The 23,244-nt window shown below is 67.8% G+C and carries 20 protein-coding genes; 13 read left to right on the top strand and 7 right to left on the bottom strand.

The features are described 5' to 3' along the window. The first annotated feature begins 7 nt into the window (after positions 1-7). Positions 8-1,102, top strand: a complete 1,095-nt coding sequence (locus AB4089_RS13930) for a GNAT family N-acetyltransferase (protein ID WP_441409871.1) — start codon at positions 8-10, stop codon at positions 1,100-1,102. Positions 1,103-1,197: 95 nt separating this feature from the next. Here AB4089_RS13930 and AB4089_RS13925 read toward each other — a convergent pair whose 3' ends face one another. Both AB4089_RS13925 and AB4089_RS13920 read right to left on the bottom strand, forming a co-directional pair. Beyond that, the gene (locus tag AB4089_RS13925; protein ID WP_441409870.1) at positions 1,198-1,716 is read right to left on the bottom strand and encodes a DinB family protein; all 519 of its coding nucleotides are present in this window, start codon (positions 1,714-1,716) and stop codon (positions 1,198-1,200) included. Between the two features lie 102 nt (positions 1,717-1,818). Further along, a complete protein-coding gene (locus AB4089_RS13920) occupies positions 1,819-2,622 on the bottom strand; it encodes a hypothetical protein (RefSeq protein WP_441409869.1) in 804 nt (267 codons plus the stop codon). Here AB4089_RS13920 and AB4089_RS13915 point away from each other — a divergent pair. Both AB4089_RS13915 and AB4089_RS13910 read left to right on the top strand, forming a co-directional pair. Beyond that, positions 2,557-3,813, top strand: a complete 1,257-nt coding sequence (locus AB4089_RS13915; RefSeq protein ID WP_441409896.1) for a DUF222 domain-containing protein — start codon at positions 2,557-2,559, stop codon at positions 3,811-3,813. The two genes, AB4089_RS13920 and AB4089_RS13915, sit on opposite strands and share 66 nt — an antisense overlap. 399 nt (positions 3,814-4,212) lie before the next feature. Continuing rightward, on the top strand, positions 4,213-4,596 hold the full coding sequence (locus tag AB4089_RS13910; protein ID WP_441409868.1) for a VOC family protein: 384 nt from the start codon (positions 4,213-4,215) through the stop codon (positions 4,594-4,596). A 163-nt stretch (positions 4,597-4,759) separates the two neighbouring features. On the opposite strand, the gene AB4089_RS13905 is transcribed toward AB4089_RS13910, so the two are convergent. Beyond that, a complete protein-coding gene (locus tag AB4089_RS13905; RefSeq protein ID WP_441409867.1) occupies positions 4,760-7,288 on the bottom strand; it encodes a DNA gyrase/topoisomerase IV subunit A in 2,529 nt (842 codons plus the stop codon). Positions 7,289-7,356: 68 nt separating this feature from the next. Here AB4089_RS13905 and AB4089_RS13900 point away from each other — a divergent pair, with 68 nt between their 5' ends. The 3 genes from AB4089_RS13900 (at position 7,357) to AB4089_RS13890 (ending at position 12,183) form a co-directional block, all read left to right on the top strand. Further along, positions 7,357-10,068, top strand: coding sequence for a bifunctional acetate--CoA ligase family protein/GNAT family N-acetyltransferase (locus tag AB4089_RS13900; protein WP_441409866.1), 2,712 nt, complete (start codon positions 7,357-7,359; stop codon positions 10,066-10,068). A gap of 80 nt (positions 10,069-10,148) precedes the next feature. Continuing rightward, positions 10,149-10,892, top strand: coding sequence for a DUF5998 family protein (locus AB4089_RS13895; protein ID WP_441409865.1), 744 nt, complete (start codon positions 10,149-10,151; stop codon positions 10,890-10,892). A 52-nt stretch (positions 10,893-10,944) separates the two neighbouring features. Continuing rightward, positions 10,945-12,183 carry an alkaline phosphatase family protein gene (locus tag AB4089_RS13890; protein ID WP_441409864.1) on the top strand — a complete coding sequence of 413 codons (1,239 nt, stop codon included), beginning with the start codon at positions 10,945-10,947 and terminating at the stop codon, positions 12,181-12,183. 261 nt (positions 12,184-12,444) lie between these two features. On the opposite strand, the gene sepH is transcribed toward AB4089_RS13890, so the two are convergent. Continuing rightward, a complete protein-coding gene (gene sepH, locus AB4089_RS13885; RefSeq protein ID WP_441409863.1) occupies positions 12,445-13,860 on the bottom strand; it encodes a septation protein SepH in 1,416 nt (471 codons plus the stop codon). 333 nt (positions 13,861-14,193) lie between these two features. Between sepH and AB4089_RS13880 the strand changes: the two genes are divergently transcribed. Further along, a complete protein-coding gene (locus AB4089_RS13880) occupies positions 14,194-14,493 on the top strand; it encodes a DUF4193 domain-containing protein (protein ID WP_091255680.1) in 300 nt (99 codons plus the stop codon). Between the two features lie 28 nt (positions 14,494-14,521). Here AB4089_RS13880 and AB4089_RS13875 read toward each other — a convergent pair whose 3' ends face one another. Beyond that, entirely contained in the window at positions 14,522-15,007 is a 486-nt protein-coding gene (locus tag AB4089_RS13875; RefSeq protein WP_441409862.1) for a DUF3093 domain-containing protein, read from the bottom strand. A 210-nt stretch (positions 15,008-15,217) separates the two neighbouring features. Here AB4089_RS13875 and dut point away from each other — a divergent pair, with 210 nt between their 5' ends. From dut to AB4089_RS13855, 4 genes are all read left to right on the top strand, one after another. After that, positions 15,218-15,736 (top strand): dUTP diphosphatase, encoded by a 519-nt coding sequence (gene dut, locus AB4089_RS13870; protein WP_441409861.1) that lies wholly within the window; start codon positions 15,218-15,220, stop codon positions 15,734-15,736. 305 nt (positions 15,737-16,041) lie between these two features. After that, entirely contained in the window at positions 16,042-16,788 is a 747-nt protein-coding gene (locus AB4089_RS13865) for a DUF3710 domain-containing protein (RefSeq protein ID WP_441409860.1), read from the top strand. Beyond that, positions 16,781-17,239, top strand: coding sequence for a hypothetical protein (locus AB4089_RS13860; RefSeq protein WP_441409859.1), 459 nt, complete (start codon positions 16,781-16,783; stop codon positions 17,237-17,239). Before AB4089_RS13865 ends, AB4089_RS13860 begins: the two co-directional genes overlap by 8 nt. Next, positions 17,236-18,108 carry a DUF3159 domain-containing protein gene (locus tag AB4089_RS13855; protein ID WP_441409858.1) on the top strand — a complete coding sequence of 291 codons (873 nt, stop codon included), beginning with the start codon at positions 17,236-17,238 and terminating at the stop codon, positions 18,106-18,108. Before AB4089_RS13860 ends, AB4089_RS13855 begins: the two co-directional genes overlap by 4 nt. 79 nt (positions 18,109-18,187) lie before the next feature. Here the strand turns inward: AB4089_RS13855 and AB4089_RS13850 are convergent, their stop codons facing one another. Both AB4089_RS13850 and AB4089_RS13845 read right to left on the bottom strand, forming a co-directional pair. Next, the gene (locus AB4089_RS13850; protein ID WP_441409857.1) at positions 18,188-18,931 is read right to left on the bottom strand and encodes a potassium channel family protein; all 744 of its coding nucleotides are present in this window, start codon (positions 18,929-18,931) and stop codon (positions 18,188-18,190) included. Further along, the gene (locus AB4089_RS13845; protein ID WP_441409856.1) at positions 18,932-19,603 is read right to left on the bottom strand and encodes a potassium channel family protein; all 672 of its coding nucleotides are present in this window, start codon (positions 19,601-19,603) and stop codon (positions 18,932-18,934) included. It lies immediately after the preceding gene. Positions 19,604-19,758: 155 nt separating this feature from the next. Here AB4089_RS13845 and AB4089_RS13840 point away from each other — a divergent pair, with 155 nt between their 5' ends. Then, positions 19,759-21,735 carry an APC family permease gene (locus AB4089_RS13840; protein WP_441409855.1) on the top strand — a complete coding sequence of 659 codons (1,977 nt, stop codon included), beginning with the start codon at positions 19,759-19,761 and terminating at the stop codon, positions 21,733-21,735. Further along, a complete protein-coding gene (locus tag AB4089_RS13835; protein ID WP_441409854.1) occupies positions 21,732-23,123 on the top strand; it encodes a class I SAM-dependent RNA methyltransferase in 1,392 nt (463 codons plus the stop codon). The genes AB4089_RS13840 and AB4089_RS13835 overlap by 4 nt, the downstream gene beginning before the upstream one ends. Positions 23,124-23,244: the final 121 nt, after the last annotated feature.

Below are 23,244 nucleotides of genomic sequence, written 5' to 3'. Positions count from 1 at the left end.
TGTTGGCATGACCCGAAACGACGAGCTCCAGCCCCGGCCGCCGCTCGATCCCCGGCTTCTCTGGCGTGCAGCAGAGCACCGCGACCTCGATGCGTGGGCCGGGCTGATCGCCCGGACCGCCGCCGTCGAACAACCCGTCTGGTTTGAACGCCGGGCGGATCTGGAACAGATCCTGGAGTCGAAGAACAACCCGGTTATGGCGAACACCATCCTCGGCTTTGAGCCGGACGGCGTTGCCCGCGCCTACGCCCGGATTACCAAGAACCGCGACGGTGACAAGGCGAATGGCTCGGGCTGCGTCGATCCCGAGTGGCAGGGGAGCGGGATCGGCACCGGGCTGTTGGGCTGGATGGAAGAACGGACCCGGGCCCGCTTCGCCGAGGACGCACGGGCGGCGGGAGGAACCGACGAGGCCGGCGGCGCGCGCACGGCGGCCGCCGGGGACGGCGATGTGCCGGCAGTCCCGGGAGTGGCGGCGGTGCTGCGCCCGAGGCTGCGGCTCTACATGGAGCAGCAGCACGACCACCAGGCGGCCTTGTTCGCCGGTTCGGGCTACGAAATTATCCGCTACTACAACGAGATGCACCGGCCGCTGAACCAGGTGGTACCCGAAGTCGTTCTCGATCCCGGACTGGAGCTCGTAACGTTTGGGCCGGCGCTGCATGAGCCCGTGCGGCTGGCGCACAACTCGGCGTTCCGGGATCACTGGGGCAGCGAACCCCGGGACGAGGAATCCTGGGGATTTGTGGTGAACGATCCCCAAGCCCGGCCGGATCTGAGCGGCGTCGTACTGGACCGTTCCACCGGGACGGTGGCCGGCTACCAGCTGGCCACCCACGACGCCGAAGGAGCCCAGACCCGGGGTTTCCGTGAGGGCTACACAGAGCTCCTGGGCGTCCGGCGGGAGTTCCGAGGCCGCGGCATCGCTCAGGTGTTGCTGGCCGACGCCATGCGCCGCTTCGCCGCCGCGGGAATGGATGTGGCCTCGTTGGACGTCGATTCGGAAAACCCTACGGGTGCCCTCGCGCTTTACATCAAGATGGGCTACGCGGCCGTCAACCGCAGCATGGCGTGGGACAAAGTTCTCCAGCCGGCGGGGTAGGGGACCACGCTAGGGACAGTCCTCAGGTGCGCAGACCCCACCGTCCGTCTGGTTACTCGCCGTCTGCAGCCGCCTGGGTGCCGGCCAACCGCGTACTAGCCGTCCACGTCGTGGAGGTGATGGACGACGTCGTGCAGGAAGTACTGCGCGAAGGTCAGGACAGTGAACACCGAGCCGTTGCTCCGAGTCCCCTTACGGCCCCAATCTTCCTCCGGGACCCGTGCGAAGGACGCGGCAATCTGCTCGCCCTCGGCAGTCAGCTCGACGGAGACCACGGCTGGGTCGGCGTTGGTGTAGTCCTGCTCGATTGCCGTTTTGTCCTGGTCCCAGTCATCGAACCGGGCGTCGTCCTCGGTCAGCATGAGGTTCAGACGGTGATCGAAGAGCGTGAAGACATCCCGGACGTGGCAGCCGTACTCGAGGACAGACCACGTGGCCTCATTGGGGCGTTCCGCAGCGTCCGGCCGACGGAGGGCGGCCCGCCATCGCGGGAGCATGCTGGTGACCATCCCGGGAGTGGTGGCGGGAGTTGCGGCGGAGGCATCGAAACCGCACTCGGGGCAAGGCCGTGACAGGAACCAGGTCCAGTCCTTGGCATCCGGAATGATAGGCATTCCAGCAGTGTAGGTGCATTTGTTCCTGCGGACATCCCGACCCGATGCGGCAGCCGGTGTTTTGCGCAGTGCTGTCTAAATTGTCAGACCCCTCTGCGATGGTTAGGTTATGGAAGCCACCAGGGATTTCATTGCATGCGGGGACGCTCCTTGCGGGGACGCGGGGCTGGGTTTGGACCCGGCCCGGCCCTCCGGCGCGGACGGCGCGTGCAGCGTTGAATGCTTGGGCGGTGTTGAGGGTATGGACGGCGCCCTGGCCGTGCTGCGGGCGGTGAGTGCGACGGCGGGGGAGGACGCGGCGTCGTGGGGTTTCCGGGCCGCGTCGGATTTCGCCGGGCGGGTGGAGGAGATTTCCCGCACGGCGGAGTATCTGCAGCTCGTGGCGGCCGCAGCCGTGGACCGGACCAGGAAGGAGTCCACGGCCGCCGCCGCGGCTTCGGCTGCCGGGGCTGCGACGTCGTGGACCACGGGCTGGCGTGAGAGCCCCGCCGGCTGGGAGACCGGTCCATCCGGAGCGTCGGACCCTGCCGGCACCCCTGCGGCAGGCACGGCCGATGCGGCCTGTTTGTCTGTGGCCGGGGATGGTGCCCTCTCCGGGTCCGTCACGGCGGCCGGGGATGCCGGGGAGGCCGGGGCGGCGGCGGATGACGGGTTCCGGAATACCGTGGAGTTCCTCCGGGCGCGGCTGCGGATCGGCGCCGCGGAGGCCAGACGCCGGCTGTCCCTGGCCGAGGGCTGCTGCCCCGGCCCGGGCTCGCCGGACGCCAGGCACCGCCCGCGCACCCGGAGCTCGCCGCCGCCGTCGCGGCCGGGGAGGTCGCCTCCCGGGCCGCGAGCGTCATCGCGGTGGCGCTGGATCGGGTCAGGCCCCTGTGCGGCACCGACGCCGAGGCCCGGATGGAACACGCCCTGACCCGCACGGCCGCGGAGAACGACGCCGACTTCCTGGTCCGTGTCACCTGCTCCTGGGCCGACGCGCTGGACCAGGACGGCACGGAACCCTCCGAGGAACTGCTGCGCCAGCTCCAGGGTGCCTTCATCCGGCGCCGCCGCCACGGCCTGCACCACGTGGAGATCTACGCGACCACCGAACAGTTTGAACACCTCCTGACCGTCATGAACACCGGCGCCAACCCCCGCACCAACCCCACGGACGCGACGGTGCCGGCGGCTTCCCCGGCCGCTGGCACCGCCGGGCAATCCGCCGCGAGCGGCCAGGACTCCGGGGACAACACGGGCAAGGCTGCGGGTGCCGGGGAGGGTTCCGCCAGTTGGGCTGCCGGCGCTGGAGCGGCCGAGGCAGTGACCGTCGCGGGTGTTTCGGCCGCCGTCCCGGCCGCGGGGAACTCCGCCGGCCCGGACAGGTTACCGGCCGAGGACCTCGGGTTACCGGGCCAGGATCCCGGGCTGCCGTCCCCGGACCTGCGCTCCCGGGCCCAGAAGCTGCTCGACGGCCTGGTCGGGGCGTGCAAGGTCGCCCTCACCGCCGGGACCCTGCCCGCGACCGGCGGGCTCCGGCCGCAGGTTCTGGCCACCATCGACTACCGCGACCTGCTCACCCGGCTCGACACAGCCGCCTACAACTGTCACGACGCCGACGGGCCGGGACCGGCAGACCGGACACCCGGGTCCGGCACCGGGACAGACTGCGGGATGGGCACCGGGTCGCTGCTGTTCACCGGGCCCGTCACCGCCTCCACCGTCCGGCAGATCGCCTGCGACGCGGACATCATCCCCGTCGTCCTCGGCGGCGGCCGCCGGGTCCTGGACATCGGGCGGGCATCCAGGATCTTCCCGCCCCACATCCGCAAGGCTCTCATTGCCCGGGACCGGGGCTGCGCCTTCCCCGGCTGCACAATCCCGGCCACCTGGTGCGACGCCCACCACATCACCTACTGGTCCCGCGGCGGAACCACCGGAACGGAGAACGGCACACTGCTCTGCTCCCACCACCACCACGTAATTCACAAAGAAAACTGGAGCATCCGGCTCACCAATGGGATCCCCTGGTTCATCCCGCCACCCCACCTCGACCCCCGCCAGGCGCCCCGCCGCAACCACTACTTCCACCCCGACGACCTCACCACCGCCGCATGACCACGGTCCGGGGACTGGGTGCGAATGAAACGGGATGCCCGGCCGGAAAGCGCCCGCGTGCGGCGTGAATGGCGCCGATGAAAGAGCTGCGCGGGGCAGAGGAAAGCGCGCCGCGTGACCGTGCCCCACGGGGCAGAGCGACAGGGGCGCCGCAGGACCAGGCTCGTCAAGCGATGACCGCGACTCTCGGCACGGCGATTCCAGGCACGGCTCACGGCTCACGGCTCACGGCTCTCGCGGGCGCCGCGACGCCAGCCGAAGCAGTAGCCCCCGCACTACGGACAAAGGCCCAGGCCACGCAGCTGGAGACCGCTGGAATCCGCTGTTCGGCTCACAGGTACTTGGGCGGCGGGAGGAGTATCATTCCTCCCGGGGGGTGGGCCTGGAAAGGGAATAGCCATGCTCAAGGACGTGCAAGCCGTTGCAGTGCTACCGGCAGCGGACATCACCCGTGCGCGGGATTTCTACCGCGATAAGCTCGGGCTCGAGCCCGAAAACCCGGATGCCGAGGACAATCTGCAGTACAAATGCGGTGGGGGAAGCGGGTTCCTCCTGTATCAGACACCCAACGCCGGAACAGCCAAGAACACACAGATCGGGTGGTTGGTCGATGACCTGCCGGCAACTGTTGCCGAACTCCGCGCCAAGGGAGTCGTCTTCGAGGAATACGATTTCCCGGGCTTAAAAACCGAGGACGGCATCGCCGCCACTCCGGACGGAAGCACCGCCGCCTGGTTCCTGGACACCGAGGGCAACATCCTGAACCTCAGCCACATGCCCTAATCGGCCCGTTCACTGAATGCAGGCGAGGCCTCTCGAAGTCGGTCGGGCCCGGTCCCGCATCCAGATCACAAACAGTCAACGCAAGTAAACGCAGCCCGGCCGGATCGCGAAAACGACTCCGGCCGGGCTGCGTTATCCTCACACCTGTGCGTGCTCCGTGGGGCTACGCGTCCGTGCCGGCGGCCTGTTCCTCTGCCCACGCCATGCTGGGTCCGATCGCGTCGATCGCCTGGGACAGCGGTATTCCCGAGCCGTCGCGGCGGCCATGCTCGCCCGGGAGTGAGCGCGCCACGCCGGCCAGGGAGGAAGCCTTTGCCGGACCATGGCCGGCCCAGCCGAGAAGCAGCGTGTCCTCGCCCTTGAGGAATCGGTGAGCGCGCACGCCCGCCGTGGCCCGGCCCTTGGCCGGATATTCCTCCAGCGCGGTGACCTTCGCAGCCCCGGGTGCCGTGCCCGGCAGGGCGCCGTCGGTCCCCGCAATGGTCACGACGACGGCGGCGGCGTCAGCGGAGCTGGCGGTCCCGAAGAACATCACCCGGTCCCCGGCGGCCAGCTTGATGCCGGCCATGCCGCCGGCGGTCCGTCCCTGCGGGCGGACGGCGGAGGCGCCGAAGCGCAACAGCTGGGCCTGACGCGTGATGAAGACGAGGTCGACGTCGTCGGACCCGGCGGGCGCAACGCCAACAACGGTGTCCTTGTCCTTGAGGGCGATCACTTCCCAGTCCTCGCGGTTCAGCGGATAGTCCGGCTGCACCCGCTTGACCACGCCCTGGACTGTTCCGATGGCCAGGACCTGGTCCAGCGGCGCGAAGGCCACCAGCGTCTCGCCCTTGAGGAGCGTGATGAAGTCCTTGGCCGGTACTCCGCCGGCCATATTAGGGGTACCTGAAGTTGGCGGCAGGACAGGCATGTCCATGACCTGCAGGCGCAGCATGCGGCCCTGCGACGTCACGGCCGCGATCTCGCCACGGGCGGTGGTCTTGACCACGGAGGAGAAAACGTCGTGCCGGGTCCGCGGGCCGGCCTCGGCCAGACTGTCCTGGTTGGCGGTGCGGGCGATCTGTCCGGACACGGTGAGGATGGCCCAGCAAGGATCGTCGGCGATCTCAAGGGCCAGCGGCGCGGCTTTGCCCTTGGCTCCGGCGGGGGCGCCCACGGCGGCTGCCACGGTGGGGGAGACGGCCTCGGATTCCAGCAGCACGGTCCGGCGCGGGGTGCCGTACTTCTCCGCGATCTCGCCCAGTTCATCCGACACGAGGGCGCGGAGCAGTGCGGGGGAGCCCAGGATCGCTTCGAGTTCGGCGATCTCCCGGCGCAGCTCCTCCTGCTCCTTCTCCAGTTCGATCCGGGAATACTTGGTCAGCTGCCGCAGCCGCAGTTCCAGGATGTAGTTGGCCTGGATTTCGGAGAGGTCGTAAATGGACATCAGCCGGGTCCGGGCGGCGGCAACCTCGTCGGAGGACCGGATGATCTGGATGACCTCGTCAATGTCCACGATCGCGACCAAAAGGCCCTCGACCAGGTGGAGGCGGTCCTTCTTCTTGCCCAGCCGGAACGCGGTGCGGCGCCGGACCACGTTGATCCGGTGGTCCACGTAGACCGAGAGCAGCTGGAGCAGCCCGAGGGTCTGCGGCTGGCCATCGACCAGCGTGACGTTGTTGATGCCGAAGGAGTCTTCCATGGGGGTGAAGCGGTAGAGCTGCTGCAGCACGGCCGTGGGGTTGAAACCGTTCTTGAGCTCAATGACCAGGCGGAGGCCGTGCTTGCGGTCGGTGAGGTCCACGACGTCGCTGATGCCGGTGAGCTTCTTGCCGTTGACGGCGTCCTTGATTTTCTCGATGACCTTTTCCGGGCCCACCATGTACGGCAGTTCCGTGACCACCAGGCCGGTGCGGCGGGCCGAGAGCTGCTCGATTTCCACCTTTGCCCGGGTCTTGAACGAGCCGCGGCCCGTGGCGTAGGCGTCGCGGATACCGTCCAGGCCCACGATCCGGCCGCCCGTGGGCAGGTCCGGTCCCGGGACGAACCTCATGATGTCCTCGAGCGTGGCGTCCGGGTTGTCGATCAGGTGCCGGGCGGCGGCGATGACTTCCACGAGGTTGTGCGGGGCCATGTTCGTGGCCATGCCGACGGCGATGCCCGTGGCGCCGTTGACCAGCAGGTTCGGGAACGCGGCCGGCAGCACGTCTGGCTGGGTCAGCTGGTTGTCGTAGTTGGGAACGAAGTCGACGACGTCCTCGTCGAGGTGGTCCGTGAGGGTCAGGGCGGCGGCCGCCAGCCGGGCCTCGGTGTAGCGGGGGGCCGCGGGACCGTCGTCGAGCGAGCCGAAGTTGCCGTGTCCGTCGATCAGCGGCAGCCGGAGGGAGAAGTCCTGGGCCATGCGCACCATGGCGTCGTAGATCGCGGCGTCGCCGTGCGGGTGCAGTTTGCCCATGACCTCGCCCACCACGCGGGCGCTCTTGACGTGGCCGCGGTCCGGGCGGAGCCCCATGTCGGACATCATGTACAGGATGCGTCGCTGCACGGGCTTCAGCCCGTCGCGGGCGTCCGGGAGGGCCCGAGAGTAGATCACCGAATAGGCGTATTCGAGGAATGAGCCTTCCATCTCGGACGTGACATCGATATCAACGATGTTTTCGGTGAAATCCTGGCTGGCTTCCCCTGCCGGGGGCGTGGTTTGGCGGCGTGCCATAAGGCTGGTGGGTCCTTCTGAGGGAGTGCTGAACGGGTACTGCGTAAGTTTATGACTAGGCTAAGCCTATGGTGGATCAGCCCGCGGACGGCGTATATCCGGAATATTGGGAAGCCGATGTTGTCCTGCGCGACGGCGGCACCGCCCATGTTCGCCCCATCCACCCCTCCGATGCCGACGCTGTCCAGGCCTTCCACGTGGGTCAGTCCCAGAAGTCCATCTACATGCGCTTCTTCGCCTTCAAGTCCAAGCTCTCCGCCAAGGAACTCAAGCGCTTCACTGAGGTGGACTACAAAGACCGGGTGGCCCTGGTGATCACCATCGGCGGCGAAATCCTCGGGATCGGCCGTTACGACCGGCTCGACGACCCGGCGGAGGCCGAGGTCGCCTTCAACATTGCCGACGCCCACCAGGGCCGCGGCATCGGCTCCATCCTGCTCGAACACCTTGCCGCGGCCGCCCGCGAGAACGGGATCCGCAAATTCAGCGCCGAAGTGCTCCCGGAGAACCGCAAGATGCTCATGGTGTTCTCCGATGCCGGCTACGACGTCAAACGCCACTTTGACGACGGCGTGGTGAGCCTTGAGTTCAACATCGACCCCACCGACAAGTCCCGTGCGGTGATGGAATCCCGCGAGCACCGCGCCGAGGCGCGCAGCATCCAGGAGCTGCTCGCCCCGTCATCGGTCGCCGTAATCGGCGCCAGCCGCCAATGGGGCAAAGTGGGATACCAGCTCCTTGAGCACGTCATCGAAGGCGGCTTCAGCGGCCCGGTCTATGCGATCAACCCCGAAGCCCTGGAACTCGCCGGCATGCTCTCCTTCGCCCGGCTCTCCGAGGTCCCCGGCCAGGTCACGCTCGCCATCATCGCGGTCCCGTACGACGAGGTTCCCAAGGTGGTCCAGGAATGCGCGGCAGCCGGAGTGAAGGGGATCGTGGTGGCCACCGCCGGATACGCGGACGACGGCGAACGCGGCCTCGCGCGCCAGCGCGAACTCGTGCGGCAGGCACGTGCCAACGGCATGCGCGTGATCGGCCCGGCGTCCCTGGGCATCGTCAACACCAACCCTGCGGTGTCCCTCAACGCTTCGATGGCGCCGGCCCTGGCACGCCGCGGTGGCCTGGGCCTGTTCAGCCAGTCGGCCGCGATCGGTGTCTCGCTCTACGCCGCCTCCAGCCGCCGCCGGGTCGGCATCTCGACCTTCCTCTCCGCCGGCAACCGAGCGGACGTCTCGGGCAACGACATGATGCAGTACTGGGAGGACGACGCCGACACCACTGCCGTGGGCCTGTACCTGGAATCGATCGGCAACCCGCGCAAGTTTTCCAGGCTGGCCCGACGCCTCGCCAGGACCAAGCCCGTGATTGTGGCCAAGTCCAACGCCATGGGCCTGAACCTGCCGCCTGGGCACGCCGTCCGCACCACGCTGGCGCCCCCGGAAGCGCTGGACGCCATGATGCGCCAGGCCGGCGTGATCCGGGTCGAGACCATTGAAGAGCTCATGGATGTCGCCCAGATTGTGTCGAGCCAGCCGCTGCCCGGGGGCCCGGGAATCGCCGTCTTCAGCAACTCGCGCGCGCTGGGCAAGGTGGTCGCGGACAGTGCAGCCAGGCAGGGGCTCGGAGTGGAACGGATCATCGGGGACCTTGATCTCGATGTGGGCATGTCCCGGGCGCTGCCGGCCCTGCGGCGGAGCCTGCAGGAAATCCTGACCGCCGACACCGTGCACGCGGCGGTGGTGGCGCTGCTTCCTGCGCAAGGTCTTACGGTCGAAAAGATCGCCGGCGTGCTGGCTGAATGTTCGGCGGCGGCCGGTAAACCCGTGGTGGCAGCGTTCAGCGGAATTCTTGATCCGTCCATCTATGTGGAGGGCATGGTCGGTGCGGAGCCGGAGCACCCACACGACTCCGTGCTCGCCCTGCCGGTTCCGTGCTACTCCAACCCGGGTGCGGCGGTGGCGGCACTGGCCGCCGTCGTGCGGTACGCCCAGTGGCTGGACCGGGACCAGGGCCTCTTCGTGGAACCCGAGGGCTGCCACCCGGACGCCACCCGGGAGGACTTGGAGCAGCTGCTGCGCAAGGTGGGCGGCGAGCAGCTCGTCCGGCTGGACCAGGACACAGCCGCACGGCTGCTGGGCCATTACGGCATCCGGGTGGTCCCGTCCGTGGGATTCGAGACGGCGGAGGAGGCCGTAGCGGCGGCCGGGCAGCTCGGCTGGCCGGTGGCACTAAAGACTACAGATCCCGCACTTCGGCACCGGCTGGACCTTGGCGGCGTGCGGCTGGACATCCAGGACGCGGACTCCCTGCGGCTCAACGTGTCGCAAATGCGCAAGTCGCTTGAGCGGTACGGGTCCCCGTCCCTGGAAGTGCAGACGATGATGCCGGTCGGGCAGGCCTGCACCTTCCGCGCCATCGAAGACCCGCTGCTGGGACCGGTCATCTCTTTCGGCCTGGCCGGCGACGCCGTGAACCTCCTCGATGACTGGGCGCACCGTGTGCCGCCGCTCTCCGGCTCCGATGTGCACGATTTCATCCGGGCACCCCGGGCGTCGAGGAAACTCTTCGGGTACCAGGGCCTGCCGGCCGTTGACGCCACGGCGCTGGAGGATCTCGCCGCCCGCCTCACCAGGCTCAAGGACAACCATCCGGAGGTGGCCCTGGTTGAGTTCAACCCCGTCCTCGCCGGGCCCGACGGCGCCTCGATCCTTGCCGCCGACGTCAGGATCGCGAACGCCGCCCAACGCACAGACAGCGCACGCCGGGCGATGCGCAGTTAGGCCGGTTGCTGCCCGGCCCTAAGCCGCATTCCGGGCCGGGCAGTTAGCAAGTCCCCAGCCGATCTGTGAAAATGGAGTCTATGAGCTCCCAGCCTCCAACACCCAAGCCCCTGGCGACCGCCCCCGGACGCCAGACCGCGCACCACCACGGGCTCCATGACCACAGTGCGCAGGGCCAGAGCCTGGAAGGGTCCCTCCAGCAGGCCGGTTTCTACCCCCGGCTCGTGGCCGACGTCGTCGCCGACGCCCTGGACGGCCGCGACTGCGTGGCCCACCTGGTTCATCTCGAGACCCACTTCGACCGCGCCGAGGTCCGCCGCCACATTACGGTCCTGGTGCTGACCGAGGACATGCTGGTCATCACCCACGTGGACGACCAGCAGCTTGACGAGGCCGGCGAGCAGACCGTCGCGCAGGTATCGACCGAGTCCGTCCCCGTAACCCAGATCCGCTCGGTGGTCCTGAGCTACGTTTACGCCCAGCCGCAGGACTACAAGCCCTCCGACCCCGTCCGGGAGCTGACGCTCTCCATTGCGTGGTCCGGCGGCCAGCGCCTGGACATGGGCCCGGCCAGCTGCGGGGACCCGCAGTGCGAGGCCGATCATGGCTACAGCGGCACCATCGCGCAGGAAGACATCGTCCTGCGGATCAGCGCCGAAGCGGACGGTCTGCAGGCTGTGCAGGACGCCAAGCTCTTCGCCCGCGCCTTGCGGGCAGTGAACACCGGCTCCGCGGCCCCGGTCCCGCACATCGGGCCCGGCCTGCCGCCCCGACCGCGGATGGGCGTGTTCGGAAACCGCCTCAGCCGCGGCCACCAGCGCTGACATGGCCCATTTCCGCCAGCCTGAGCCCGCGCAGGATCAGCTGTCTGATCCGATGCCCATTCCCTCCCTGGCCGCCTCCGGCGTCGCCTCGCCGGTCCCGCTGTCCGCCGGCACGTCCCCGTTGCCGCCCGCGCCGGCGTTCGGACAGCGCTCCATCGCCGAGGTCCTGACCAGCGCCGCCGCCAGCCTGGGAGTCCCGGGGTTCGAGAACAAACTGAACCTTCCGGCCGCCAAACGGGTGTGCGTGGTGCTGGCCGACGGGCTCGGCCGGAACCTGTTGAAGCAAAAGATCGCCCACACCCCCTTCCTGCGAGGAATCCAGCAGGCCGGCCAGGGCCAGGTGCCCGTGTCGCTGGACTCGGCGTTCCCGTCCACCACAGCTGCGTCGCTTGCAAGCTTTGGCACCGGACTCTCGGCCGGCCAGCACGGCATGGTGGGCTATGACGTCCTGGATCCGGACCAGGACCGGGTGGTGAACATGCTTGGCAACTGGGACGCCGGCGTGGACCCGCGGACGTGGCAGCCGTTCCCGACGGTCTTCGAAAGGGCCGAAGGCCACGTCGATGTCACCACCGTCAGCCTCCCGCAGTTCAGCACCTCGGCCATGACCGAGGCCGCGCTCCGCGGAGGCCGCTTCATCACCGGAACCACGTCCCACGCACGGACCGAGGCGGCCGCCGAAGCCATGGCCGGCCCCGGGCCCTCGCTGATGTACTTCTACGTCAACGAGCTCGACAAGGCCGGGCACCGCCACGGCTGCCAGTCACCCCAGTGGGAGCACCAGCTCGAGGAACTCGATGCCACAGTGAGCCGGCTCAACGCCGCCCTGCCGCCGGGCACCACCGTGTTGCTGACCGCTGACCACGGCATGGTGGATGTGCCCGAGTCGCAGCGGATCGACTACTCCGCCGAGCCGGCGCTCCTTGCCGGTGTGCGGCACACCGCCGGCGAGCCGCGGATGGTCCACCTGTACCTGGAGGATGGAAACGACGACGGCGCCCGCGACCGGCTGCTGGCGAACTGGCGGTCCCGTTTTGGAGACAGAATTTGGGCCTTCACCCGTGAGGAAGCGATCGGGGCCGGGTTGTTTGGCGACGTGCGGGCCGAGGCCGCCCTGCGGATCGGCGATGTCATGATCGCGGCTCGGGATGCCCTGGCGCTTTACGATACGCGCAGGGTCCGTCCCACCGCCCTGGAAGTCGTGGGCCAGCACGGTTCTCTCACGAAGGCCGAGCGGGAAGTCCCGCTGCTGTGCTTCCAAGCCGACGGCAAGAGAGCGCCGCGGCGCTGACTGCCGGAGCCCGATTCCCGGCGGAGGCGATCCCCGCAACCGGCAGGTACCTGGATCCGGCGGCTCAGAACTTGAGAATGTTCAGGTCCCCTGCGGGCTCGAAGCCCAGCCTGGCGTAAAAGCTCTTTGATTCGGGGTCGTCCGTGAGGGAGGGATCCTGCTCTGCGGCCCATGTCGCTCGGAGCATCGCAAGGCCGGGTGTGTCTTCCGGACGTCCTTCTCGAACCATCAGCATGAGGTCACCCCAAGTTGCTGGCTGCCCTATTGGTCGTTGCGGGTTCCGAAGACGATTTCGTCCCAGCTGGGAACGCTTGAGCGCTTCGGCTTGGTTGGCTGGCGCTCGGGCTGGTCGGTGCCGGCTTCATTCCTGCCAGCGGCGTTCGACTCGCGGTGCTGCCGCCGAGACGTGCCGCCGCCGATCAGTTCATCCAGGCCTGGGCTAGCGGTGGGGCCCTTGCCCGCCGGACGCAGTTGCGAAGCCGCGATGGTGACTTCCCGGGTCTCGGTGCTGAYGCCGTCGTGCAGCTTCAGGGCATCGTCCTCCTCCGGGAGGCGCGGTGCGAGGCTCAGCCGGGACATCATGGACGGCCTGCCGTCGCGTCGCCGCGTGAAGGCATCGGTGTCCGAGGGCGCGGCCTCCGCGGTCGGAACGTCGGCCGGTGCGGGGTCCGCGGTCGGAACTTCGGCCGGAGCGGGTTCGTCAGCCCCGGCGGTTTCGGAAGCCGACTCCGGTTCTGTCGGCTGCGGAACTTCGGGCGCCTCGGGTACCTCTGCCGGGCGGGGGTGAGCTGCGGGAACCCCGGTGGCCATGAGCATGGCAAGGGCGTCGTCCGCGTCCTCGTCCACTCCAATCCGGTGGCCGCGGCGGGAACGCAGCATGTCCAGCAGCCCGTCGGCGTCCTGCTCCTGATGGATCCTGTCCTGCTGGAGCAGCATCTGGTGAATGATGCTGTGCTGGCCGGTCGCTGTCCGGGCTGCGGCCTCGGCGTCGGTTTCAAAGTCAAAGGGCCGGTCTGAGACGGCAGTAAGGCGCCTGGTAGGCACGGGGCCCTCGAGCGGCTCCAGCTCGCTCAGCTGCTGGGCCCAGCGGTTGGCGTTTTGCAGGGACTTCCGGGCGGGATGGAAGGTCCACATAGCCGGCGGCTCCTCGCCGATGCCGGCCGGTCCGCCGGGCTTGGGCTCGAAACGGGCCACGACGTTCCAGCTGCCGTCCTGGCGCCGCCAGGAGTCCCACTCCAGTGTTGAGGGCTCCACGCCGTAGGCCCGCAACCGGTGTTCGACCATGTCGTTGAGGGATGCCGGGTTGTCACCGAACACCGACCGGAAAAGGTCCTGGCCGGGGGCGGGGGAGGCCACTTCCACCTTGCGGGCCTGCTGGGCAATGTACTCGCGCTCGGCGAGGACCGGTCCCTCGTAGCGCTGGACTTTCTCCAGCGGGATACCGGAGAGCTGTGCCACTTCGGCGGCGGTTGCCCCGTTGCGGATCCTCGTCTGGATGTCGCGCGGAGACATGGCAATGGGAGGTGCGGCCGCGCTGGACGCGGCCTTCGCCGCCGTCCGGCTGGCAGCCACCCGAAGTGCTTCATCGATCGGCAGCTGGAACATCTCGCCGCCGGTGCCACTCAACAGGAGATGCTCTCCGTCGTCGTGGACGCCTACAAGCCGTAGATCCTGCATACAAATCCTCCACCCTGGCATTACTAACAATCGAAACTCTGCCACCAGCGGGACACATTTCGGGTTAGGACGGCTGGCGCGCCGTGATTTTCCGCGACATGCCGCGACTTTCAGCCGGTTTCGGCTTCTCCACGGAAAAGATCCCAGGGAGGAGACCCGTGGGCTCTGGCATTCCTGAGGCGCTTAAGCAAAAATGACCCGACACCGGGCACAAAAACCGCATGTCCGGTGTTACATCGGTGAACCGCTCCCGGAGCCCAGGGTTACCATCCCGGCGGGGCCATCTTGGAGCGGCGAGCCAACCGAACGAATGCGGAGTGTGAGCGACAAATAATGGCGACCGATTACGATGCGCCGCGTAAGACCGAAGAAGACCTCAGTGAGGATTCCATTGAGGCCCTGAAGGTGCGGCGTACAGAGAAGCCTTCCGCCGTGGTGGATGAAGACGAGTCCGACCTTGCCGAAGGCTACGAACTTCCCGGCGCTGACTTGTCCGGGGAGGAACTGCTGGTCCGGGTGCTGCCCGCCCAGGCAGACGAATTCACTTGTGCCTCCTGCTTCCTGGTCCGCCACCGTTCGCAGATTGCCCGCGAAAAGGACGGCCTGAAGTACTGCAAGGATTGCGAGGGCTAGGCCGGTAGCAGCCCTGGGCAGGAGCTAGCTAGGAGGCCAGCGCGGCGATCAGTTGCTCCGGGTGCCGTGTGGACGTGAGCCAGTAGGGGGTGCGATCCGAGGGGTCCTCGATCTCGATCCGGACCACCGGATCCACCCAGCCGCGGATACACAGAAACGCCAGTCCATTTAGGCGCGTTCCCCGCTCGGCCGTGGCTTCCTTGCCCCGGAACGCCGTGGCCTTGCCCAGGAACCCGCGTTCGATCGTGGCCCTGCCCACCGTCAGCGTGGTCCTGGTGACCGTGATCGACGGCGTGGACAGCACCAGCAGCACGGAGATGACGACGAAGATCACGATAGCCGCGGTAATGCCGGCCCAGATGCTGATGGGCGCCAGCATGAGGATCCCTGCGCTGGAGAACAACACCGACACCAGCCAGATCCAGAAGTTCGGCCAGAGCTTCTCGGCGTAAAGGACAGGGGAGTCGCTCGGGGCGCTCTTCGGGGAAGGCGCAGCTGCGCTGGATTCGGGCATAGGCACAGCTTTTCATCTTTAGCTGGGTATTTCATCTCGGCCCCTTGCTAAGGGGGTACCCCGCTTCAGGGCTGCTGCCGCCCCGCTTGAAGGCCGCTTGATGGCCGTCCTGAACGCCGCTACAAGCGTGCGTGAACACCACGGGCGGCATGCGCGGGGAGCCAGCGGCGGCTAGGTCGATGTTATGTGCGGGCGTTAGAGTGAGGGACTGTGACTGAAGAAAACACCGCCGTCGCCAGCGCCGCACCCACGGCCGGCGACGCAGCCTACGGAACGCCCACTTTGACGGTACAGCTGAAAATGCTCGACGACGGGCTCGAGCCGCCGTCGTATGCGCACCCGGGCGATGCCGGAGCCGACCTTCGCGCCCGCGAGGACGTCGTCCTCGCGCCGGGGGAGCGCCGCCTCGTTCCGACCGGCGTCGCCATTGCGCTCCCGGATGGTTTTGTTGCGCTCATCCACCCACGCTCTGGCCTAGCCACGAAGCACGGACTGACGGTTGTGAACGCCCCAGGGACGGTGGACGCCGGCTACCGCGGAGAAATCGCGGTGACACTGCTGAATACTGACCGTGACGAGGCGATCGAGCTGCGGCGCGGCGATAGAATTGCACAGATGGTCATTCAGCGCGTGGAGTACGCGAAGTTCCTGCCGGTCGAGGAGCTCGACGGCTCGGTCCGCGGCGGGGGCGGCTTCGGCTCCACCGGCGGTTTCGGCGGACCGGCCTGAAGCCCAGGTTCTCCCTAAACGCTGGGACAACCGGGCGCTGGGCGACCGGGGATTTTCGGCGCCGCGCACTTTGAACTAACGCAGGCACTGAAGAACACCAGCATCTGAGAACACCAGCACTTAAGAACATCAGCACGGAAGCATCACCAGCACTGCACGAGACACGCATCCAGGCAACAGCAGCGGTGCACCAATGGTGCAGGAGTATTGAGCAGGCGGCCGCAGGGTAGCGGGCAGCCACGCGGACAGGCGCCAGGACGGCGCCGGGCGGCGGCACAGGATCACAACTGAAGGAGACAACCCCCATGGTTTTTGGGCGTGGCAGGAAAGCCAAACAGGAGCAGCCGACCGGGGCCGATACGGACCAGAACGCTGTGGCCGCGGACGCTGCGATTGACGGCGCCGGCACGCCGGCCGGGAATGACGCCAAAACTGCCGACCGGGCCGCGACCGGGCCCTTCGACGTCTCGGAAATCGAGGGCCAGGACGGGTACGTGGACCTCGGCGCGCTCCTGATCGCCCCCCGCGAGGGACTCCAGCTCCGCCTGGAAGTTGAAGAAGCGAGCCAGCGCGTCGTCGCCGTCACCATGGACCTGGAGGGTTCCAGCCTGCAGCTGCAGGCCTTCGCCGCCCCCCGTTCCGAGGGGCTGTGGGATGAAATCCGTGAACAGATCGGCCAGTCGGTCGGCAGCCAGGGCGGCCAGGTCGAGGAGGTCGAGGGCAGCTTCGGCACCGAGCTCGTGGCCAAGCTTCCTGCCGGAGCGGCGGATGGCAGCCAGGGGTACCGTGTGGCCCGCTTCATCGGCGTCGACGGCCCGCGCTGGTTCCTCCGCGGCGTTTTCGGCGGCGAGGCGGCAATGGACCGGGACGCCGCGGCCGGACTCGAAGAGCTGTTCCGGCAGATCGTCGTCGTCCGCGGCGAGAACCCCATGCCTCCGCGCGACTTGCTGCAGCTCCGCCTGCCCAAGGACACCCCCGCCGCCCCGACGCCGCAGACGGCCCCGGAGTTCGGACAGCCCGAACGCGGACCGGAGATAACCCAGATTGGCTGATGCCGCCGGCAAAAAAGCGGCCGCCGTGTCCGTCCGGGACCTGCCGGACCGCGGGCGGGTGCTGTGCCACGGCTTCATCGAGTCCGTCACGTACGTGCCCGCCAGCCAGGTGGCATCTTTCATCGCGATCCTGATCGATCACGAAGCGCCCCCTCCCGTTACCCGCCTCCTGCCCTTCGGCGGCAAGGGCCAGGGCGGCAAAGGTGCCGGAACGGCCAACAGCATTCCCGCCAACGGGGTGGCCACGCACAAGGTCAGCCCCAGTGCACAGCGCCAACGGCCCGCCGGGCCCAAGGAACGGCTGCGCGTCGTATGGCTGGGCCGCCGCCGGATTCCCGGTGTCGACGCCGGAACGGAACTCCGGCTCGAGGGCATGGTCACCATGCGCGACGGGCTGCCCACGATCTTCAATCCCCGCTACGAAATACTCTCCCGCCAGGAGGAGCAATGACATTGCCCGAACATCCCGAGCGGGCACGCCCGGACCGGTCGCATCAAGACCGGTCACAACAGGACGGGTTGCATCAGGACCGGTCACAACAGGAAACAGCCCAGCAGGAACCGGGTGAAGCCGCGGCGCTGACCCGGGACAATGCCACACCTGCTGCGTCCCAGCCGACCAGCACCCAGCCCACGGTGGCCCAGCTGGCCGAGGACTATGCCGCAAAGGCCGGGCTGCACCGCTCCAGCAGCGGCAACATCGATGTGCTCAAGAGCGCCGGCGGCGTCCAGGGCATCGCGGAAAGCATCCTGCCAGGACTCGTCTTCCTGATTGCCTTCACCTTGGACCGGGAAAACCTGACGCTGGCCGTTATCGCTTCACTTGCGGTCGCCGCCGTCTTTACCGTGGCCCGGCTGGTCCAGCGCAAGCCGCTGACCCAGGCGCTGGCCGGGTTCATCGGCGTCGGACTATCCGCGTGGCTGGCCACCTCGACCGGCAAGGCAGAAAACTTCTACGTCCTGGGGTTCTTTACCAACCTCGGCTACATCCTGGCGATGTCCATCTCCGTGGCCGTGCGCTGGCCGATCGCAGGGCTGCTCTTCGGCTTCATCCGCAACGAGGGCCTGGAATGGCGCAAGGACCCGAAGCGGGTCAGGGCGTACTCGATCGGCACATGGGTGATTGTCGCCGTGCTGGTCCTGCGGCTGGTGGTGCAGGTGCCGCTGTACTTCATGGGGGAGCAGGGCCTCGCCGCCCTGGCCACCACCCGGCTTCTGATGGGCGCCCCGCTCTACATCCTCGGCGTCTGGATTGCCTGGCTGCTGACCCGCCCCGCCCGGGAGCCGGCCGAGGCCAACGAGGCCGAAAAAGCCAACTGACCCGATGCGCTGTCAGTTGTGGCTGTTCCCAAGCGTTGGGAACGGCCACAACTGACAGCGCAACTGGTTTAAAAAGGGCTTAGCCGTCGAAGCCGTCGTTCTCGGCCGGCTGGGGGCCGTGGCCGTGCTGGTCCGAGGTCACGGGGTGCTGGTCCTCGAGCGGGGATTCCGGTGCCAGCAGGGCGCGGAGTTCGTCCTCGGCCGCGATCGTGGTCACAAAGAACAATTCGTCGCCGCCGTCGATCACGTCGTCCCGGCTCGGCGTGATGGGCGCCTGGTCCCGCAGGATCGCGACGAGGGTGGAGTCCTCGGGCCACCGGACATCACCCACGGTCAGCCCGATCACATGGGAGTCGTGGGGAACCGTGAACTCAACCAGCGAGGACACCCCGGTCTGAAGCGTCAGCAGCCGGACCAGGTCACCGATCTCCACCGCCTCCTCCACGAGGGCGGTCATGAGCTGCGGGGTGTTGACCGCGACGTCGACGCCCCAGGAGTCGTCGAACATCCAGTCGTTCTTGGGGTTGTTGACCCGGCCGACCGTACGCCCGACGCCGAATTCCGTCTTGGCCAGCAGGGAAACGACGAGGTTGACCTTGTCGTCACCGGTGGCGGAGACCACGACGTCGGCGTCCTCAAGTTTGGCGTCCTGCAGCGTACTCAGCTCGCAGGCGTCACCCACCAGCCAGTGAGCGCCGCGCAGGCCGCTGCGGCCGATGACCTCCGGCTTCTCGTCGATCAGCAGGATTTCGTGCTTGTGGGCCAACAATTCCCGGGCGATCGAGGAACCGACGCTTCCGGCACCGACGATGACGACTTTCACTTAGGACTCCTTGGCGGGGGATTTGGCGAGGATGTGGCCGATCTCGGAGCTCCGGTCCACGTTCAGCATGGCGTGGACGGTGTCGCCGTCCTGATAGGACGTGCCGGCAGCGGGCAGCATGCCCTCGCCGAACCGGGTCAGATACGCGATGCGGATGCCGGCCGCCTTCTCGATCGAGGAGATCGGGTGCCCGATCCAGTCGGGGTTCAGGTCCACCTCGGCGAGGACCAGCCGGCCCGAGGGCTCCCGGTAGTCGCCGGCGATGTGCTGCTCGGGCAGGATGCGGCGCAGCACCTGGTCGGCGCTCCAGCGGACCGCGGCGACCGTGGGAATGCCGAGGCGCTGGTAGATTTCCGCGCGGCCCGGATCATAGATCCTGGCCACCACATGGGGAACGTGGAAGGTCTCCCGGGCCACCCGGGTGGCGAGGATGTTGGAGTTGTCGCCGCTGGAAACGGCGGCGAAGGCATAGGCTTCCTCGACGCCGGCCCGCTTCATCGTCTCGCGGTCAAATCCGACCCCCGTGACCTTCCGTCCGGAAAACCCTGCGCGGAGCCGCCGGAAGGCACGGTCGTCCTGGTCGATGATGGCCACCGAATGGCCGGCGTCCTCGAGCGTGTGCGCCAGGGTTGACCCGACACGGCCACAACCCATGATCACGAAGTGCGCCACATGGGCCTCCTCTTGGTTCTTACGTCTGATACTGCGTAAAACTCTACCGGCCACGCGGCGGCGGGAGGCCACGGCCACGGGGCGCCGGCCGGCGTTCCTGTGCACGCCAACTTCGCCGTCATGACATCGCGTCCGAATCAGACTAGCTTTGTGTGGTGCTGACAATTTTCAATGCCGTGAAGCGGGTGCTGGTAGGCAAGCCCTTCCGGAACGACCGTCTGGCCCACACGCTCTTGCCGAAGCGGATCGCGCTCCCCATTTTCGCTTCGGACGCCCTGTCTTCGGTGGCCTATGCGCCGGATGAAATCCTCCTGACCCTGGCCCTGGCCGGCGTGAGCGCGGTGGCCATTGCGCCGTGGGTGGGCCTCGCCGTCATGGTGGTGCTCCTGACCGTGGTTGCCTCCTACCGCCAGAACGTCCACGCCTACCCCTCCGGCGGCGGCGACTACGAGATCGCCAACGTCAACCTCGGCAAGTACGCAGGGCTCACCGTAGCCTCGGCTCTGCTGGTTGACTATGTGCTGACCGTTGCCGTGTCCATGTCGTCGGCCGCGACATACCTGACCACCGCCGTGCCGTCGCTGCACGGACAGCAGGCCGCGATCGCCACGATCGGCGTCGTCATCCTGGCCCTCGTGAACCTGCGCGGCATCAGGGAGGCCGGCAGCGTCTTCGCCGTCCCGACCTACATCTTCATGGCCTCGATCCTCGGCATGACCGCCGTCGGTGTCTTCCAGGCTGTCACCGGCCAGCTGGGGCAGGCGCCGTCGGCAGCGTTCGAGATCGTGCCGGAGCAGGGCTTCGACGAAGGCCTCGTCGGGCTGGCCGGCGCATTCCTGCTGCTGCGCGCCTTCTCCTCCGGCGCCGCGGCCCTGACCGGCGTCGAGGCCATCAGCAACGGTGTGCCCAACTTCCAGAAGCCCAAGAGCAAGAACGCGGCCACCACGCTGCTGCTGCTCGGCGTGATTGCCTCCGCCATGCTCGCCGGCATCATCTACCTGGCCAACGCCACCAAGGTGCACATCGTGCAGGATCCGGCCACGGAGTTCCTCCTGAACGGCAATCCGCTGCCAGAGGGGTACATCCAGAACCCGGCCATCAGCCAGATCGCGCAGACCGTCTTCGGTGCGGGCTCCATCCCGTTCTACATCGTGGTGGCCGCCACCGGCGTCATCCTGGTGTTCGCCTCCAACACGGCATTCAATGGCTTCCCGGTGCTCGGCTCCATCCTGGCCCAGGACGGCTACCTGCCGCGCCAGCTGCGCACCCGTGGCGACCGGCTGGCCTTCAGTAACGGCGTCCTGGCCCTGGCCGCAGGAGCCCTCGTCCTGATCATCGCTTTCAACGCGGACGTCACGAAGCTCATCCAGCTCTACATCGTGGGCGTCTTCATCTCCTTCACCATGAGCCAGCTGGGCATGATCCGGCACTGGGGCCGGGAACTGAAACTGTCCAAGGAACCTGCCGTGCGGCTGCGCATCATCAAGTCCCGGACTATCAACACCGTGGGCTTCTGCATGACCGCCCTGGTTCTGGTCATCGTCCTGATCACCAAGTTCTCGCAGGGCGCCTGGATCGCGCTGTTGGCCATGTTCGTGCTGTTCCTGATCATGTGGAGCATCCGGGCGCACTATGACAACGTGGCGAAGGAACTCGCCGTGGACGAGGACTCCTCGCCCCGCGCACTGCCCACCCGTGTGCACGCCGTGCTGCTTGTCTCGCACGTGCGCAAACCGGTGCTGCGCGCCCTGGCCTACGCCCGGGCCTCACGCCCGTCGCGGCTGGACGCCATCACCGTGGACATCAGCCCGGAGGAGACCGAAGCGACTGTCGCGGACTGGGAAAAGCTCGAAATCCCGGTGCCCCTGACGGTCCTTGCCAGCCCGTTCCGCGAAACGGTGACTCCGATCATGGAGTACATCAAGAACATGCGCCGGGATTCGCCCCGCGACCTGATCGTGGTCTACATCCCCGAGTATGTCGTGGGCAAATGGTGGGAGCAACTGGTCCACAACCAGACCGCGCTGCGCATTAAGACCAGGCTGCACTTCGAGTCTGGCGTCATGGTGTGCAGTGTGCCGTGGCAGCTGAAATCATCCGAAGAAGCCAAGAAACTGCAGGATATCCAATGACCCCCGACACCCGGACGCACACCCACACCGATCTCGTCGTCGACGTCGGACCCGTCGCCCACGGCGGGCACTGCGTGGCCCGGCATGAGGGACGCGTCGTGTTTGTCCGGCACGGCATTCCCGGCGAGAAGGTCCGGGTCCGGCTCACCGACGCCGGCCCCGACGCCAAGTTCTGGCGTGCCGATGTGGTGGAGGTCCTGGAGGCCTCACCGGACCGCGTGCCGCACTTCTGGGACCTCGCCGATTCGGCGCGCTCCTGGTCGCACCGGCATCCTCCGGTCGGCGGCGCCGAACTCGGCCACATTTCGCTGGCCCGGCAGCGCAGCCTCAAGGCCGACGTCCTGGCCGAACAGCTCAAGCGGCTCGCCGGCGTCGAACTCCAGCCCGCAGGGGAGATCACCGTCGAAGCCGTCGGGGCGGCCGCCGAAACGGCCGCCGAAATGGCCGCCCCGGGCGGTACCGGAGCCGAGGCCGGCCTTGGCTGGCGGACGCGAGCCGGCTTCGCGGTGACTCCCGCCGGCAAGCTTGGCATGCACGCCCACCGCTCAGACGCCATCCTGCCCGTGCGCGAAATGCCGCTGGCCGTGGACGGCATCAACGCACTCCGGCTCTGGGAAATGGACCTGCAGGGCATCGACCGTGTCGAGGTCGCCGCCCCGGCGAACGGCTCCCGGCCGCTCGTACTGCTCGTCCCCGCCCCCGGTACCCGGTCCAAACGGCTCGGTGGCATCCTGGCCCAGTTCCCCGACGACGTCTCGGTGGCCAGCCTGGACCCGGCCACGGGCGAGGTGCTGCAACTGCGCGGCCGCACCTATGTCCAGGAGACCGCGGCAGGCCACGACTACCGGGTTACCGGCGACGGCTTCTGGCAGATCCACAAGGACGCCCCGGAGACGCTCGTCGGGGCTGTGACCGGGTTCCTGCACGACGGCGGCTACCTCGCGCCGGGCTCGGTGGTGGCGGACCTGTACGCCGGTGCCGGGCTTTTCACGGCACCGCTGGCCGATGCCGTAGGCGTCACGGGATCGGTGCTCTCGGTCGAGGGCGCGCCCGGCACCAGCCGTGATGCACGCAAGAACCTGCACGACGCCACCCAGGTGGAGATCGTCCAGGGCCGCGTGGAGCGGGTGCTGCGGCAGAAACCCCGCAACTTCGACGCCCTGATCCTGGACCCGCCGCGCGCCGGTGCCGGCAAAGCCGTGGTCAAGCAGCTGATCGACGCCGGTCCCCGGGCCGTCGCGTATGTCTCCTGCGATCCGGCGTCATTTGCCCGCGACCTCGGCTACTTCCGGCAGGGCGGCTGGGGGCTGGCCGGGCTGCGTGCCTTCGACCTGTATCCGCACACCCACCACATGGAGACGGTGGCGTTACTGACTCCCCAACCGTGATGCCACTAGGATGGGCGTAGTAGTCCGTCGTCGCGCTGCATCACCACAGCTTTTACTTCAGCGTTGCTGTGCATGAGATTGGCGTTATTGAAGCGGCCGTTCCCTGCGTTTCTTACCTGCA

This window comes from Arthrobacter sp. 2MCAF15 (genome assembly GCF_052115605.1).
Lineage (GTDB): Bacteria > Actinomycetota > Actinomycetes > Actinomycetales > Micrococcaceae > Arthrobacter.
The sequence above is the reverse complement of the archived record's forward strand: the minus strand, read 5'-3'. Positions and strand labels throughout refer to the sequence as shown.

Bases quoted from the DNA above. Each gene is read 5' to 3' on its own strand.
- AB4089_RS13930 (WP_441409871.1), top strand. From the start codon at position 8: ATGACCCGAAACGACGAGCTCCAGCCCCGGCCGCCGCTCGATCCCCGG.
- AB4089_RS13925 (WP_441409870.1), bottom strand. From the start codon at position 1,716: ATGCCTATCATTCCGGATGCCAAGGACTGGACCTGGTTCCTGTCACGG.
- AB4089_RS13910 (WP_441409868.1), top strand. From the start codon at position 4,213: ATGCTCAAGGACGTGCAAGCCGTTGCAGTGCTACCGGCAGCGGACATC.
- AB4089_RS13905 (WP_441409867.1), bottom strand. From the start codon at position 7,288: ATGGCACGCCGCCAAACCACGCCCCCGGCAGGGGAAGCCAGCCAGGAT.
- AB4089_RS13900 (WP_441409866.1), top strand. From the start codon at position 7,357: ATGGTGGATCAGCCCGCGGACGGCGTATATCCGGAATATTGGGAAGCC.
- AB4089_RS13895 (WP_441409865.1), top strand. From the start codon at position 10,149: ATGAGCTCCCAGCCTCCAACACCCAAGCCCCTGGCGACCGCCCCCGGA.
- AB4089_RS13890 (WP_441409864.1), top strand. From the start codon at position 10,945: ATGCCCATTCCCTCCCTGGCCGCCTCCGGCGTCGCCTCGCCGGTCCCG.
- AB4089_RS13880 (WP_091255680.1), top strand. From the start codon at position 14,194: ATGGCGACCGATTACGATGCGCCGCGTAAGACCGAAGAAGACCTCAGT.
- AB4089_RS13875 (WP_441409862.1), bottom strand. From the start codon at position 15,007: ATGCCCGAATCCAGCGCAGCTGCGCCTTCCCCGAAGAGCGCCCCGAGC.
- AB4089_RS13865 (WP_441409860.1), top strand. From the start codon at position 16,042: ATGGTTTTTGGGCGTGGCAGGAAAGCCAAACAGGAGCAGCCGACCGGG.
- AB4089_RS13855 (WP_441409858.1), top strand. From the start codon at position 17,236: ATGACATTGCCCGAACATCCCGAGCGGGCACGCCCGGACCGGTCGCAT.
- AB4089_RS13835 (WP_441409854.1), top strand. From the start codon at position 21,732: ATGACCCCCGACACCCGGACGCACACCCACACCGATCTCGTCGTCGAC.